Annotated in this window: 12 protein-coding genes; 7 read left to right on the forward strand and 5 right to left on the reverse strand. The window is 53.4% G+C overall.

The annotated features are described in order from the left end of the window. Positions 1–34: 34 nt before the first annotated feature. From ACMAY6_RS09095 to ACMAY6_RS09115, 5 genes are all read left to right on the forward strand, one after another. The gene (locus tag ACMAY6_RS09095) at positions 35–2356 is read left to right on the forward strand and encodes a bifunctional salicylyl-CoA 5-hydroxylase/oxidoreductase (RefSeq protein ID WP_435211161.1); all 2322 of its coding nucleotides are present in this window, start codon (positions 35–37) and stop codon (positions 2354–2356) included. After that, positions 2353–3108: an SDR family NAD(P)-dependent oxidoreductase gene (locus ACMAY6_RS09100; RefSeq protein ID WP_435211163.1), complete on the forward strand. Its 756-nt coding sequence runs from the start codon at positions 2353–2355 to the stop codon at positions 3106–3108. The genes ACMAY6_RS09095 and ACMAY6_RS09100 overlap by 4 nt, the downstream gene beginning before the upstream one ends. A gap of 14 nt (positions 3109–3122) precedes the next feature. Next, entirely contained in the window at positions 3123–3935 is an 813-nt protein-coding gene (locus ACMAY6_RS09105; protein ID WP_435211165.1) for an enoyl-CoA hydratase family protein, read from the forward strand. Between the two features lie 29 nt (positions 3936–3964). Further along, entirely contained in the window at positions 3965–5149 is a 1185-nt protein-coding gene (locus ACMAY6_RS09110; protein ID WP_435211167.1) for an acyl-CoA dehydrogenase family protein, read from the forward strand. Positions 5150–5383: 234 nt separating this feature from the next. Then, on the forward strand, positions 5384–6538 hold the full coding sequence (locus ACMAY6_RS09115) for an alpha-hydroxy acid oxidase (RefSeq protein ID WP_435211169.1): 1155 nt from the start codon (positions 5384–5386) through the stop codon (positions 6536–6538). A 74-nt stretch (positions 6539–6612) separates the two neighbouring features. On the opposite strand, the gene ACMAY6_RS09120 is transcribed toward ACMAY6_RS09115, so the two are convergent. Both ACMAY6_RS09120 and ACMAY6_RS09125 read right to left on the reverse strand, forming a co-directional pair. Then, positions 6613–7224, reverse strand: coding sequence for a glutathione S-transferase family protein (locus ACMAY6_RS09120; protein ID WP_435211171.1), 612 nt, complete (start codon positions 7222–7224; stop codon positions 6613–6615). A 206-nt stretch (positions 7225–7430) separates the two neighbouring features. Next, a complete protein-coding gene (locus ACMAY6_RS09125) occupies positions 7431–8393 on the reverse strand; it encodes an NADP-dependent oxidoreductase (RefSeq protein WP_435211173.1) in 963 nt (320 codons plus the stop codon). Positions 8394–8882: 489 nt separating this feature from the next. On the opposite strand from ACMAY6_RS09125, the gene ACMAY6_RS09130 reads away from it, so the two are divergent. Together ACMAY6_RS09130 and ACMAY6_RS09135 are read left to right on the forward strand one after the other, a co-directional pair. Further along, positions 8883–9314: a MaoC/PaaZ C-terminal domain-containing protein gene (locus tag ACMAY6_RS09130; RefSeq protein ID WP_435211175.1), complete on the forward strand. Its 432-nt coding sequence runs from the start codon at positions 8883–8885 to the stop codon at positions 9312–9314. Continuing rightward, positions 9311–9793: an FAS1-like dehydratase domain-containing protein gene (locus ACMAY6_RS09135; RefSeq protein ID WP_435211177.1), complete on the forward strand. Its 483-nt coding sequence runs from the start codon at positions 9311–9313 to the stop codon at positions 9791–9793. Before ACMAY6_RS09130 ends, ACMAY6_RS09135 begins: the two co-directional genes overlap by 4 nt. A gap of 20 nt (positions 9794–9813) precedes the next feature. Here ACMAY6_RS09135 and ACMAY6_RS09140 read toward each other — a convergent pair whose 3' ends face one another. Genes ACMAY6_RS09140 through ACMAY6_RS09150 form a run of 3 tightly spaced genes read right to left on the reverse strand, consistent with a single transcriptional unit; the run spans position 9814 to position 14500 of the window. Next, positions 9814–10818, reverse strand: a complete 1005-nt coding sequence (locus tag ACMAY6_RS09140; protein WP_435211179.1) for a YeiH family protein — start codon at positions 10816–10818, stop codon at positions 9814–9816. Then, the gene (locus tag ACMAY6_RS09145) at positions 10815–12317 is read right to left on the reverse strand and encodes an indolepyruvate oxidoreductase subunit beta family protein (RefSeq protein WP_435211181.1); all 1503 of its coding nucleotides are present in this window, start codon (positions 12315–12317) and stop codon (positions 10815–10817) included. Before ACMAY6_RS09145 ends, ACMAY6_RS09140 begins: the two co-directional genes overlap by 4 nt. Then, positions 12314–14500: a thiamine pyrophosphate-dependent enzyme gene (locus ACMAY6_RS09150; RefSeq protein ID WP_435211183.1), complete on the reverse strand. Its 2187-nt coding sequence runs from the start codon at positions 14498–14500 to the stop codon at positions 12314–12316. Before ACMAY6_RS09150 ends, ACMAY6_RS09145 begins: the two co-directional genes overlap by 4 nt. Positions 14501–14542: the final 42 nt, after the last annotated feature.

A 14542-nucleotide genomic window follows, 5' to 3' on the forward strand; every position in this document is an offset into this window, starting at 1 on the left:
GTATCAGCGCTCAAAGAGCTGAGAAGGAGTTGATATGAAGGTGGTATGTGTAGGTGGAGGCCCCGCGGGGCTGTACTTCGGCATCAGCATGAAGCTTCGCAATCCCGAGCATGACATTGAGATCTATGAGCGGAACAAACCTGATGACACCTTTGGCTGGGGGATTGTATTTTCAGATCAAACTGTCGACAACATCACGGCGAATGACCCTGTCAGCGCCAAAACGATTGTCGATGAATTCATCCACTGGGATCTAATCGACTGTCATGTCGAAGGCAAAGTCGAGCGATCGGGCGGCCATGGGTTTATTGGACTCGGACGTAAACGGTTTCTCCAACTCCTCCATGCACGAGCACGCGAACTTGGCGTAACACTCAAGTTTGAGCAGGAATTTAGCCTTGACGATATTGACGGCAAGTTTGGCGATGCTGATTTAATTGTTGCCAGTGACGGTCTCAACTCAAAAATTCGCAACAGTAACCTCGACGTTTTTGAAAGCACTATAGAGACACGCCCTAACAAATTTGTGTGGCTGGGAACGCGTCAAACTTTCCGAGATGCTTTTACTTTTATCTTCGAGAAGACTGACCACGGCTGGATTTGGGCCCACGCTTATCAATTCGATGACAACACCTCAACGTTTATTGTTGAAACCACACCAGACGTTTACGACGCTCTGGGATTTGAGCACATGAGCCATGAGGAAAGTGCGGAGACTTGCCGAAAAATCTTTGAGCAATATCTCGATGGCCACACCTTAATGACTAACTCCGGCCATGTCCGCGGATCTGCCTGGATCAATTTTCCTGCCGTTTACTGCGATAACTGGATTAAGGACGACCGCGTGGTACTTATTGGTGACGCCGCTCACACCGCGCACTTTTCAATTGGATCCGGCACCAAATTAGGCCTCGAAGACGCAATCTCACTGGCCAAGCATCTCAACGTGGACACCACAGTTCCCACCGCACTGAAAGCCTACCAAGAAGAACGGAAAATCGATGTTTTAAGGCTTCAAAACAGCGCAAGAAACGCCATGATCTGGTTCGAAAATGTCCCGCGCTATATCGAGGCTTTCGACCTCAAACAATTTAACTACTCAATGCTGACCCGCAGCCAGCGAGTGAGTCATGAAAACCTTCGACTTCGTGATGCCGAGTGGCTCGAGAGTATGGAGCAACACCTGACCACGACTTTTGGTGTGGACGGGTCAAAAGGCCCAACGCCACCGATGTTCCTCCCCTTTCAACTGAAGGATATGAAGCTCAATAACCGAGTCTGTGTATCACCCATGTGTATGTATAGCGCCACCGACGGACTCCCTGATGATTGGCATCTCGTCCATTACGGCAGCCTCGCTAAAGGCGGCGCGGCACTGGTCTATACCGAAATGACCAACATTAGCGCTGATGCGCGAATCACCCCGGGGTGTACGGGGATCTGGAACGACGAACAGACTGAAGCATGGGCTCGTATTACCCGCTTCGTGCACGAAAATACTCAGGCAAAAATGGCAATCCAAATCGGTCACGCCGGTCCCAAGGGCGCCACACTGGAACCTTGGAAGTGGGACCCCGCTATCCTTGATGAGCCGTTGCCCAACGATCAGCAGTGGCCGTTGCTATCGGCGAGCGATCAACCCTTTGACCACTACAGCCCGGTGCCCAAAGCAATGACTCGCGAAGACATGGACCACGTACTCCAACTCCATGTAGAGGCGGTGGTTCGCGCCGTAAAAGCTGGCTTTGACATGATCGAAATGCACGCAGCTCACGGTTATTTGTTGTCATCCTTTATTACCCCTGCGCTAAACCGGCGTGTCGATGAATACGGTGGCTCTTTAGAAAACAGAATGCGCTACCCGCTTGAAGTTTGCGCAGCCATGCGAAAAGCGTGGCCAGCCGAAAAACCCATGTCCGTTCGCATATCAGCGCATGACTGGTTGGGCGCTGAGGGAGTGACCGAACAAGACTCCGTGGCAATCGCAAAAGCCTTCATCGCGGCTGGTGCCGACATTGTCAACGTGTCAACGGGTCAAACGAGCCACCAAGCTAAACCGCAACCCGGGCGTATGTTCCAAACACCGCTGTCAGACCTCATTCGAAACGAGGGCCGCGTGCCGACCATTGCAGTGGGTAACATTTACGAGATCGACCATGTGAATAGCATTATCGCGGCAGGCAGAGCCGATCTCGTCTGCTTGGCCCGCCCGCACCTAGCGGACCCTAACTGGACTTTGCATGCAGCAGCAGAAATGGGTTATCGAGGGAAAGGCGCGGCAGAACCCCATCAATACTTCTTGGGTTATCGACAGGCTCATACACTGGCTGAACGTGCACGAGAGACGTCGTCGTGAGCCGCCACGCGCTCATTACAGGAGCCGGAACCGGCATTGGTGCGGCAATAGCAAAACAGTTGTTCAGCGAAGGCCATAACCTCTCCTTAATAGGTCGGCGGCTTGAACCTTTGGCAACACTTGCTGAAACATTGGGTGACTCCTGTAAGGCCATTACTGGCGATGTCACTAATCGCCAGAGTGTTGAAGCGGCTTTTTCTGAAGCCACCGCTAACTTTGGCCCTGTGGAAATACTGGTTAACTGCGCCGGGGTCGCGCCATCGGCCCCCTTTCATCGCATCGAGTTCGCAGACTGGCAAAAGACTCTGGACGTCAATTTAAACGGGGTCTTTCACTGCACCCAAATTGCCTTGGGCAACATGAAGACTGCCGGCTGGGGTCGCATTGTCACCATCGCCAGCACGGCCTCCCTGAAAGGCTTTGCCTATGTCAGCGGGTACTGCGCGTCCAAGCACGCGGCACTTGGCTTAACGCGCGCACTGGCACTTGAAACCGCCCAGCAAGGCATTACAGTGAATGCGGTCTGCCCTGGCTATGTCGATACTGATATTGTGCGCGAGTCCATTCAAGGAATTATGGCAAAAACTGGCCGCAGTGAAGCCGAAGCACTACAACACTTTACTCAGAGCAACCCTCAGGGGAGACTCATCGAAGCAGATGAAGTGGCGGCCTCAGTGAGCTGGCTGTGTTCAGAGGGCGCCGCCAGCGTTACGGGACAGGCGATTGCCATTGACGGCGGCAGCACCGCATAGGAGACAGGAAGCGCATGCAAACAACCACCATGAATCACTATCAAGCCGAACACTTTCTTTGGGAGTGTGATGGCGGCGTCGGCACGATTACGCTGAACCGCCCAGAGCGAAAAAACCCACTGACCTTTGAGTCATATACCGAATTACGCGACCTCTTTCGATCGCTGGTGTATGCCACCGATGTGGATGCCATTGTGATTCGCGGTGCAGGTGGTAACTTTTGTTCCGGCGGTGACGTCCACGAAATTATTGGCCCTCTAACCGAAATGAATATGAAGGACCTCATGGCGTTCACCCGAATGACCGGGGATTTGGTCAAGGCCATGCGAGCCTGCAGACAACCGATTATTAGTGCCATCGAAGGTATTTGCGCCGGTGCTGGTGCCATCATCGCGATGGCAAGTGACCTGCGTTACGCGGGCCCCTCCGCTAAGGTCGCTTTTCTCTTCAATCGAGTGGGTTTAGCCGGATGCGATATGGGGGCTTGCTCAATTCTGCCGCGGATTATTGGTCAGGGTCGTGCCAGCGAGTTGCTTTACTTTGGACGTGCGATGAGCGCCGAGGAAGGTGAACGCTGGGGCTTCTTTAACGGCCTCAGCGATACCCCTGATGCTGACGCCCATAAAGCCGCACATCGGATTGCGGCAGGTCCAACCTTTGCCAATGGCATTACCAAAACACAGTTACACCAGCAGTGGAATATGTCGGTCGATCAGTCGATTGAGTGTGAGGCTCAGGCCCAAGCCATTTGCATGCAAACGGAAGACTTTAAGCGCGCCTACCGCGCGTTTGTTGGCAAGGAAAAGCCAGTTTTCGCAGGTGACTAAGCCAATTCGAACGGCTTGAGGAAAAGATTATGAGCGAGACAAGTTATCTGGGTTGGCCTTTCTTTGAAAAGCATCACAGAACACTGGCGAGTACGTTGGACACCTGGGCTGAGGCACATATGGCGGAACTTACCGCCAACGAGCATGAAGATCTCGATGGCACTTGCATTGCACTGGTGCGGGCTTTGGGCGAGGCAGGGTTCGCCGGATACGCGGTGCCCGCCAGCGGCGGTGGCAACCACGAAAAACTCGATGTTCGAACGCTTTGTATCATTCGCGAGACTCTAGCGCGGCACAGCGCCCTCGCCGATTTCGCCTTTGCGATGCAAGGCTTGGGAAGTGGGCCCATCTCACTGTTCGGCTCCGAGCAACAGCAGTCAAACTACCTCAACGCCGTGGCTCAAGGCCAAAAGATCAGTGCTTTTTCCCTGTCCGAGCCCAATGCTGGCTCAGATGTAGCAGCTATGACCTGCTCCGCGCAGCGCGAGGGTGATGAATGGGTGCTAAACGGCACCAAAACGTGGATTTCCAATGCGGGTATCGCAGATTTTTACACCGTGTTTGCACGCTCCAGTGACGCCGGCGGCGCCAAAGGTATTAGCTGTTTTATCGTCGAAGCAGGAACACCGGGCTTCGAGGTCACAGAGCGTATTGAATTAGTCGCTCCTCACCCACTAGGCACACTGCAATTTTCAGACTGCCGTATTCCGGCACAAAATTTGGTCGGGGAAGAAGGTAGAGGCTTTGGAATTGCCATGGCTACTCTTGACGTATTTCGATCAACGGTCGCCGCAGCCGCGCTGGGCATGGCCCGTCGTGCCCTTGATGAAACTCTCGATTACACCGCCCAGCGTGACATTTTTGGCGGCAAACTGGGGGATCTGCAGCTTGTGCAGGCAAAAATTGGTGAAATGGCCCTAGGAGTCGATGCCAGCGCGCTGCTGGTGTACCGCGCTGCCTGGACTAAAGACTGCGCGGCGGACCGGGTCACTCGGGAAGCCGCCATGGCGAAATATCACGCAACAGAGACTGCCCAGCAGGTCATTGATGCCGCGGTACAACTGCACGGAGGTAAGGGCGTCACAAAAGGTTACATCGTTGAATCACTGTATCGCGATATTCGTGCCCTGCGAATCTACGAAGGTGCTAGCGAAGTTCAGACGACAATAATTGCCCGTCAAACCATTAACAATCACGAACTTAGCCAAGTCTGAAAAAACCTTTTCCCGTCGGTCTTTATCGACGGGCCATCAAGCAGAAGAAGAAAAGCAACCCGTCGCGGCATCTGCTTCGCCCCTGATTCGCGGTATGCTTACATAGCCCGAGCAACGTACCGGTTGAACGCAGACAATACAGGCTGAAGCTCTGCAGGTATTTCCTGTGCCCCCTCTTTAACGGGCTAAAAATTGACGGGCTAAAAATTAAACTGACTTTTGAGTAATGCCGCGATGAACCTAAACGACTGCCATAATTTTTCGGATTTTCGTCAGCTGGCCAAGAAGCGCTTACCAGGACCTATTTTTCACTATATTGACGGTGCCGCCGATGACGAGCTCACGTATCGCAGAAATACCGCCGCTTACGAAGACGTCGACCTGGTGCCCAATGTGCTTCGAGGTGTTGTCGATATTGATATGTCTGTCGAGGTCATGGGGCAGAAGCTAGACATGCCGCTGTATTGTGCACCCACTGCCTTACAGCGGCTATTTCACCACGAGGGAGAGCGCGCGGTCGCCCGGGCGGCAACCAAATATGGAACCATGTTTGGTGTTTCGTCTCTTGCCACGGTTACAGTAGAAGAAATCGCAGAACTCGCTCCGGGCCCCAAACTCTTCCAATTTTATTTTCACAAGGATCGAGGCCTCAACAACGCCTTGCTTGAGCGGGCCAGAGCCGCCAATTTTAATGTCATGGCACTCACGGTAGATACGATCACAGGAGGTAACCGAGAACGGGACCTTCGCACTGGGTTTACCTCACCACCCAAACTGAACTTGTCCTCGATGTGGAGCTTTGCCACCCACCCCGCTTGGGCCTGGAATTTTTTTACTGGAGACAAATTTGACATGCCCCATCTCTCAGGGCACATCAATGAGGGGACTAACGTCGCCGTCTCTGTGGGTGACTATTTTTCCACTATGCTAGATCCCACGATGAGTTGGGACGACGCAGAAAAACTTTGCTCCCAATGGAACGGACAGTTTGCGTTAAAAGGCATCATGAGCGTTGAGGATGCTCAGCGTGCCGTTGATATAGGATGCACGGGAATTATGGTATCCAACCACGGTGGTCGTCAGCTCGACGGCTCGAGGGCGCCCTTCGATCAGCTTGAAGAAATTTGCGATGCCGTTGGCCACAAGATTGATGTGATTTGCGAAGGTGGAATCCAACGTGGCACCCATGTTCTCAAAGCGCTATCGGTTGGTGCCAAGGCAGTCTCGGGAGGCCGGCTCTATCTTTACGCGCTGGCTGCAGCCGGTCAGGCGGGTGTGGAACGCGCTTTAGGTAACTTCAAAACTGAGATAGAGCGCGACATGCGCCTGATGGGCGTACAGCGCGTCGATGAGCTGGGACGAGGCAATTTGCGCAAGCGCGGGGGCTAGATTCGTCTAGCGGGCCCTGAGGGACCCACAGGAGCCCTCAGATTCAGATTTGACCCGCACCGCCTGCAACAACATTACTTGATGGCGTCAGCAACATGCCACGCGGGCCGGCTTTCTAGTCGATCGATGTAGGCGTTCAGCGCCACAAGCTCATCGCTGACGCAGCCAAGACGTCGACTCATGATGCAAGCGTGCCCCAGCATAATATCGGCACCCGAAAAATCTCCGATTAAATACTCCTTGTCCGACAACACCTCTTCCAGCGGTAGGAGTGCGCGGGACAATAATTTCTGAGCTTGTCCTAGTACGACCGGATCCCGTCTGTCCGGCGGCAATAACAGAGTGTGCACAACAATGGTGTTCATGGACGGCATAACCATGCCCTCGCAATAGTGAAACCACTGCAGGTACTTACCGTAACTGGGATGCGAAGAAGCCGGCTTGAGCCCCCCGTTCTTGTGGCACTCAAGGATGTAATCAACAATCGCACCGCTCTCCCAAATTTGCTGTCCATTGTCCTCAAGCACTGGAATTCGCCCCAGAGGGTGCCGCTGTCGATGCGCATCCGACTTCAAGTCCTCAGGATGGAAGCGCATCGCATTTAGCTCGTAGGGCAAATCCAGCTCAGCAAAAAGCCAAGCGACACGCACCGCACGGGAATTAGGGGCAAAGTGAAGAGTTAGCATGAGTGTCTCCATGTTTGTGTAGCTTTAGCTAGCCGTTAACCACCGACCAAACCTTAGCTGGACATCTGGGAGGTGGCAAATAAGAAGTGCCATCACCGCAGCCGCATATGCACCGAAACAGCCCCGCGGCCAAACCTCTCAGATAGTTTTTTTGTACTCGTCAAACCGACCCAAAGTTTTTCCAGAAGCCTTGCAATGCAGCGGCACTAATCACCGATCGCCAACACAATTTTACCGCGAGTGTGCCCATGCTCAGAGCGCTGGTGCGCCTCTACCGCAGCCGCAAGGGGAAGCACCTCAACGGGTGGCGCGGGCAAAATTCCTTGCCCGTAGAGATCTGCTAACTCAGCCAGCATCGCGCCATCCGGCCTGTGATGTAAAAACTGAGTGCGAATGCCTCTAGCCTCAATTTCAGGTAGCGCCGGTGGCTCGTTATTCATAAATATGACAGTGCCGCCATCTTTAGCCAAGCCAATGGCCGTTTCAGGAACGCCATCACCCAAGAGTGTTTCAAGTATCACATCCAAACCTTCGGGCTCTAAATCGCGGAGGACCTGAGCATAATCTTGCTGGGTATAGTCAATGACAACATCGGCACCCCGCTCACTGACGTAGCCCATGCTGGCAGTGCTGCAAGTCGCATACACACGAGCTCCCAAATGCTTCGCCATGGGGATAGCCACGCTACCAACCCCTCCCGCACCGGCCTGTATCAGCGCTGACTGCCCCTGAGCCAGCCCGCCATATTCATGAATCGATTGCCATGCGGTGAGACTTACCAAAGGCAATGCCGCGGCCTGAAACAAATCGAAACCCTCTGGAACCTTCGCGATAGAAGCTGCGTCGACGGGAACATATTCTGCATAAGTTCCATGCTGAATAGACCAGGTAAAGGCTAAACCCATGACAAGATCACCCGCCTGCCAACCTGAGTTCACGTCAGTCCCCAGAGCGACAATTTCGCCGGCAAAATCCCAACCAGGCACTACCGGAAAAGTGCGAGAAATATATTCCTGCAATTCACCGCTGCGCAATCTGCGATCAATAGGATTCACGCCTGCCGCTGCAACACGAACAAGAACTTGCTCTGGGCCGGGCTCAGGTATGGCCAACTCACCCACTTCGAGCACCTCTGCAGAGCCATGTTGACGATAAAAAACTGCTTTCATAGAAGCGCACTCCCAAGGTTGTATTTAGCGCTCAAAACGAAGATGAGCGCGAGCAAAGCACGGTCTCATCAACATCGAGTGCCCTGCTGCGCCTTTTTTCAGGTTATACAGGTAACAGGCGGGAGTGAAACTGACAATAGAAATTATCAAGCTCCTCGGCTTCGACAATGGCGTCGGCAGCGCCGGTCATCCCGCCTAATTGCCGTCAATAAAAATAATATTGAATTTTGATAATACAAAATGAATTTCGCCATGATGGGGCTCGCTAACAATTCGACGCCAAACATCGGGGGAATTGAGGTGTAGGCCAGATAATCCCATTAATTCTTCGGGGCGTGGGGGCGTGGGAGCGTGGGAGCGTCAGTGACACGTTTTGCACCGAATAATCTCAACAGGATCTCAAGCCAGATTACTTCGGGTTACAATTACGGCACTGGCAACGGTGCTGACCCTGCGCCCTGTCTCTCTTTTTATTAGGACCCATGAATTATGCCGGACGCTCGAGCTGCAGAAAGCCCCGCTATTACGCTGGATGAGCAAAGCATTGTCGATTTTGCGCGACTTTTTGATCCTCAGCCCTACCACCTTGACCGTGCGGCCGCAGACGCCTCAATTTTTGGTGGGCTTTGTGCCAGCGGCTGGCAAGTGGGTGCGCTGGCATCACGGCTCACCGGTGAGGCGCTCGCTGCTGAGGGAGTTGCGTACATCACCACCACGAAGGTCAACCATATGCGTTGGCTGCGCCCTACCTTCGTCGATGATCAATTAATTGCACAAGTCTCATTTGGCGATACCTTGCCAAGCAGCCCTGTGCCTGGCTGTGACTCCCTCGATGTTGCTGTGGTCCTGAAAGATGCCAAAGATCAAGCAGTGGCTGAGATGACCTGCCGAGTCGCAGTAGCCAAGGACGAAACGCTATGAGTGCCTTGTATTTGCGAAATCGCGGGTTCGAAGATATCCCCGTGGGTGAGTTTCACGTGTTCGGCAGCCACACCTTTAGCGAACTTGAAATGATCGAGTTTGCAAAGCGCTACGCACCAACACCCGAATTTATGGATCCCGAAGCTGCTCGCCAATTACGCTGGGGCGGTCTCGTGGCGACACCTTGGCACCTATGCGCCATGTGGATGCGCAAAATGGTTGATTACATGGAGGTCTATGCCCAAGGGGTCAATGACGGCCGCAGAAATGGCGCTGGCGTTGCTATCCTTGAACTCGACTGGCTGGAGCCTGTACGGCCCGGCCATACCCTGACCTACACCTATGAAATAGTCAGCAAGTCGGACAAGGTGGTTCGCGATCGCTGGGGCATTATTCGCAGTCGCAATGAAGCGTTTAACCAATACGGTAATTTGGTGATGACCTTTGAAATTGATATTTTAGCGGAGCGAAACCACTGACTGGTCGAAGCGACCAATGACTACTTAGCTATCCAAAGCAGATAAGCCACAATAACCGCCGCAATAAAAAACGTTTCACCGACAATTAACAAAACGGGCTTCATCCCAATGGTCATGACCTCCTGCATGGAGGTCCGTATTCCCAAAGCGGCAATTGCCACCAAGAGCAGCACAGGGGCAAGATTGGCCACCGGCTGAATGACCTCTGAAGGTATGAAGCCAGAGCTGTTCACCGCGAATAAAACAATGAAGCCAATGAGAAACAGAGGAACGGCAGGCGCTTTTTGCCGATCCACGGCTGCACTGACTTTGGTGCGAAAAACAATCCCTATCATCAACACCACCGGCACCAACATTGCCACTCGAAGGAGCTTGATAAAAGTCCCCAAATCGCCTGTTGCGAGTGACACGCTATAGCCAGCTCCGACTACTTGCGCAACATCATGAATTGTTGCGCCGATAAAAATTCCCATTTCCTGATCATTCAACTGCAATACGTCCCCGATAATCGGGTAGAGCACCATGGCAATGGTACTCAAGCTAGTTACTCCAATAATGGTAAAAAGCGTTTGACGCTGGGTATCTGGCCCTTTTGGCAGCACGCTGCTAATCGCCATCGCCGCCGAAGCGCCGCAAATCGCCACGCTGCCCCCCGTCAGTACACCCAACTGCCGGTCACAACCCAAGATTCGGCTCAACACGACACCAAACAGCAGGGTTGCTAGCACTGCAAAGATGACAAGTAACACGGGGGTCCACCCTAGCGAGGCTACATCTGCCACGGTAAGACGCAACCCCAGCAATGCCACACCTAACCGCAGGGCCTTCACCGCTGCCAACTCTAAGCCCGGTCCCACGCGAGGGGTTTCGTTTAAAAAATGAAAGGCCATGCCGAGTAGTAGGCCCATTAGCATGGCAGGGGCACCGTAGCGCTGGGCGATAAACGAGGCCGCAAGCGCCACCGCTGTGGCTACAGCGACACCGGGAAAGTATTGTGCCCAGGCGGTGGTTAGACGGTCGATCACTGAGCAACCTGTGTGATCGGGGATGACTCACTCTGAATTAAATCATCAAAAACAGCCGAATCCTCCCCCAACATCGCAGCCTTTTGTGCTCGACGAATAAAGTCTGCTGTCACCACATCCTGCGCTTTTACCGCGTCTAAAATGGCGAGTAACCGCGAGGTCGTTCGGTGTCGCGTTGCGCCATACCCCTTGACCATACCACCGCAATCCGCAATAGCTTTTGCAACCTCTGTCGAGGGTGCCGCCAACACAGCTGAAAACCAGCGGTCAATCATTTCCCATTCCTGACTAAAACCCAGAGTTTTACGGCGGCCACCTTTAAGTGCTGCGAGCCGTCGCAATGCCCACTGAGTCAGCACCTTGTCTGTTCGCAATTTTCTAGCGCCCAACACGGAGCCCAAGACTTTTGTCAGCAAATCGGAGTTCAACAATCGCTGCCCCCATGTTTTAGGGAGTAGCGCGGCAACTTCTTCAACCCGCGGATGGAAAAATTCGGTGACCTGAATGTACTGACCTGCAGCTGCACGAACTTCCTCACGAATTTCCGCCTCTCGAGCAGGCCGGCACTTAAGCTGCGCTACTCTTGGAATATCCTCAAAGGCCATCCACAGCGCCAGCCACCGAGCTGTCTCCTCGGTCAGGCCATAGCTGTCTTGCCCACCATCAATACCCACCACTTGCGTAACTCGCTGAAGAAAGTCTAGGGCATAAGCTTCATCTTGATAATCCAGCAGACGGACTACCCCTTGATAAACAACCTCATGGACTTCCTGCGGCAAGGCAGCAATCAGTGGTAACAGCCTATCCCCCAAAGGTGTTGTGGCGTCAGGCAAACCAAACGCCAATGGGGGATCAGGGTCATAAAGTGCCACACCCCCCGATTGCGCTCGATCAAAACTTTCGTCAAAGGCAGCGCGGTTTGCCGCCGCGCCCTTTCCGGTTGCAAGGACTTCAGTAAAGACATCGCGCTGGAAAGGCAACACTCCTGTTCCGGCGATAGCTCCAAACAAGCCTGCAGAAATAACCGTGCCATGACGCTGCACTAGCTCGAGCAAATCGAAATGCACGAAGCGATTGGCGTAGCGTGTCGAAAGATCGAGAATAAAACCCGTATCAGCGGTGCCGTCTGTGGTATCGCTTTTTTCAGTGATGCCGTATACCCGATGGTCTGAAGAAATTAGCGTGGTTCTCTCCGGTGATACAAAGCCGCGACTGATCATTCTGCCCGCCTCGGCTATTTCAGAGGTCACTGCGATATCAATGTCCCCCTGGGCGGGAAACAAACTCATGACCGGTTCAGGTTGATCTGCTGAACGGGGTATAAACTCCAAATAATAAATTGTCGCGCCAGTACGCTGCGCCACTCCAGCTAACGATGTGCTCTGACAATACCAACCCGAACGCTTTGCGACCTCAATCAGCCAGTTGGTCAGAACGCCACCGCCCTCACCTCCTAGGGCGGCGACAAGCATATTTATCGTCTTCAACGGCGCACTCACAGCCTTGCCCGCTCCCCTCGGCGAAGATCGCGGTCTCGCCACCAGTTGCGAACACGCAAACGCAACCCATGACGAAGTCGTTCAAAGCGCGTGGGGTTGTAAACAAGATCAATCTGAGAAAAGGACGGGCACAATACAGCGCTGTGTGCGTTAGTCCCACAAACCCCACACCCCACGCAACTATTGTCTACATAAGAAACAGGATCGACGCGTAAAGGATCTGGGTTATCTTTAATCGTTAGCGAGGGACAACCTGATAGACGGATACACCCGTGGTCACCGGTGCAAGTCTCAGCGTCGATGTAAAAACGTGCTCTATCAACACGCTGCCCGGTATCGATCGCTTTTTTCAGCAGGGGTTTTATCCGCCGCTGACGGTTGAGCATACATTCACCCTCTGCGATCACGACTTTGAGGCCCGGCGCGTCTGTTGTTAACGCATCATGCAAGGTGTTCTTCATCGCCTCGATATTGTAGGTGCTCACGGTTTGCAGCCACTCGACACCTGCCCCTCGACACGCATCCTCAATGTTTTGCCACTGTTCACGTTGGGGACGCTGGGCGTCGATCGTCGATGCAATCAAATTCGGCTCTACTAACGAGGGAATATCCTGCCCACCCGTTGCCGCCGAATAGCCGTTATCAATAATAATGAGCAGCCCATCGTGGCCATTGAACACCGCGCTGGTCACGCCACTGGTCAATCCGTTATGCCAAAAACCGCCATCGCCCATAATGCTGATGGCCTTGTGAGGTAATGCATGACGCATTCCGGAAGAGCTCGCCAGCGACAACCCGTAACCCATAATCGTGTTGCCGAGGTTAAATGGCGCTGCGGTGGCAAAGGAGTGACAACCAATGTCTGATGATATGTGGAAAGGACCTATTTCCTCCTGCAGCTGCTTAATAGCAGAAAACAGGGGCCGTTCCGGACAACCGGTACAGAGCCCCGCAGGCCTGGGGGGCAAATTCTCCATGAGTGCGGCAATATCATCGTCACTCACAGGGGTTTGCAAGGCCAGCACCGACGCCATGTCCAATTCCAAAGGAATCTGCGTGTCTTTAGCAGCCAACAAAAATCGAGTCACACCTTCCAGCATGACTTGGCCGGTGTACTCTCCAGCCATGGGCATAATATCTTTGCCATACACTCGCGTTTGAATGTCACGGCGTCTCAAAATCGTTTGTATGCCCTGCTCTATGTACTCAGGCTGCCCCTCTTCAAGCACCAGCACTTGCTCTTTGCCGATGCAAAATTCGACCAACTCATCGGGTACCAAGGGGTACGCGACGTTCATACAGTAAATAGGCACCTCGGCCTTGCCGTACACGTCGGCCAAACCCTGCCGTTGCAACGCTCGAATGACCGTATTGTAGGAGCCACCACAGGTAATAATCCCCAGAGACTCATAACGCCCGGGAAACTGCTCATTGAGCCCTTGCTCACGAATAAATTTAATCGCCGCCGGCAGACGCTGGGCAATTTTTTCCCGCTCTTGCTCGTACACATAGGGCGGTAATATGATTTTTTCAGGTTCACGCTGAGGTGTAACAGGCGCCTGACTATTAAAAACTGGCGCCACGTTATCTTTGGCAATAAATTCACCAGTCACATGACAGCCGCGAATGCGCATCATGTAAAAGACCGGAGTATTAGAGGCTTCTGACAGCTCAAAGCCCCGCTCCACCATGTCGGTAATGCTCGTCAGATTGGGTCTTGGGTCCATTAGCCACATTTGAGCCTTCATCGCGAAGGCATAGCTACGCTCCTGCATGATGCTGGAGCCCTCGCCGTAGTCCTCGCCAACGATCACCAGCGCGCCACCCGTAACACCCGCCGAGGCAAGGTTAGACAGTGCATCTGAGGCCACATTGGTGCCAACGGTAGACTTCCAAGTGACCGCCCCTCTCAAGGGGTAGTTAATCGATGCCGACAGCATTGCAGCCGCTGTTGCTTCAGAACCGTTCGCCTCAAAATGTACGCCCAATTCACTCAAAATCTCCTGAGCGTCGTTGAGGACATCCATGAGGTGTGAGATGGGCGAGCCCTGATACCCGCCAACATAGGACACCCCAGATTGCAGCAGCGCCTTGGTGATAGCCAAGATACCTTCGCCTTCGAAGATATCCCCTGCACCAGCTCGCAGTTTCTTCACCTCCTCCGAGAAAGAGCGTTCAGCCATACTTTCGTTTCCTGCTTATCAAGCGCTAAAGACGGCGTCCGC

Source organism: Luminiphilus sp. nBUS_16, from assembly GCF_051201645.1.
GTDB lineage: Bacteria > Pseudomonadota > Gammaproteobacteria > Pseudomonadales > Halieaceae > Luminiphilus.

What these genes read in the sequence shown, in the direction of transcription:
- ACMAY6_RS09095 (WP_435211161.1), top strand. Translation starts at nt 35, where the DNA reads ATGAAGGTGGTATGTGTAGGTGGAGGCCCCGCGGGGCTGTACTTCGGC.
- ACMAY6_RS09105 (WP_435211165.1), top strand. Translation starts at nt 3,123, where the DNA reads ATGCAAACAACCACCATGAATCACTATCAAGCCGAACACTTTCTTTGG.
- ACMAY6_RS09110 (WP_435211167.1), top strand. Translation starts at nt 3,965, where the DNA reads ATGAGCGAGACAAGTTATCTGGGTTGGCCTTTCTTTGAAAAGCATCAC.
- ACMAY6_RS09115 (WP_435211169.1), top strand. Translation starts at nt 5,384, where the DNA reads ATGAACCTAAACGACTGCCATAATTTTTCGGATTTTCGTCAGCTGGCC.
- ACMAY6_RS09120 (WP_435211171.1), bottom strand. Translation starts at nt 7,224, where the DNA reads ATGCTAACTCTTCACTTTGCCCCTAATTCCCGTGCGGTGCGTGTCGCT.
- ACMAY6_RS09125 (WP_435211173.1), bottom strand. Translation starts at nt 8,393, where the DNA reads ATGAAAGCAGTTTTTTATCGTCAACATGGCTCTGCAGAGGTGCTCGAA.
- ACMAY6_RS09130 (WP_435211175.1), top strand. Translation starts at nt 8,883, where the DNA reads ATGCCGGACGCTCGAGCTGCAGAAAGCCCCGCTATTACGCTGGATGAG.
- ACMAY6_RS09135 (WP_435211177.1), top strand. Translation starts at nt 9,311, where the DNA reads ATGAGTGCCTTGTATTTGCGAAATCGCGGGTTCGAAGATATCCCCGTG.
- ACMAY6_RS09150 (WP_435211183.1), bottom strand. Translation starts at nt 14,500, where the DNA reads ATGGCTGAACGCTCTTTCTCGGAGGAGGTGAAGAAACTGCGAGCTGGT.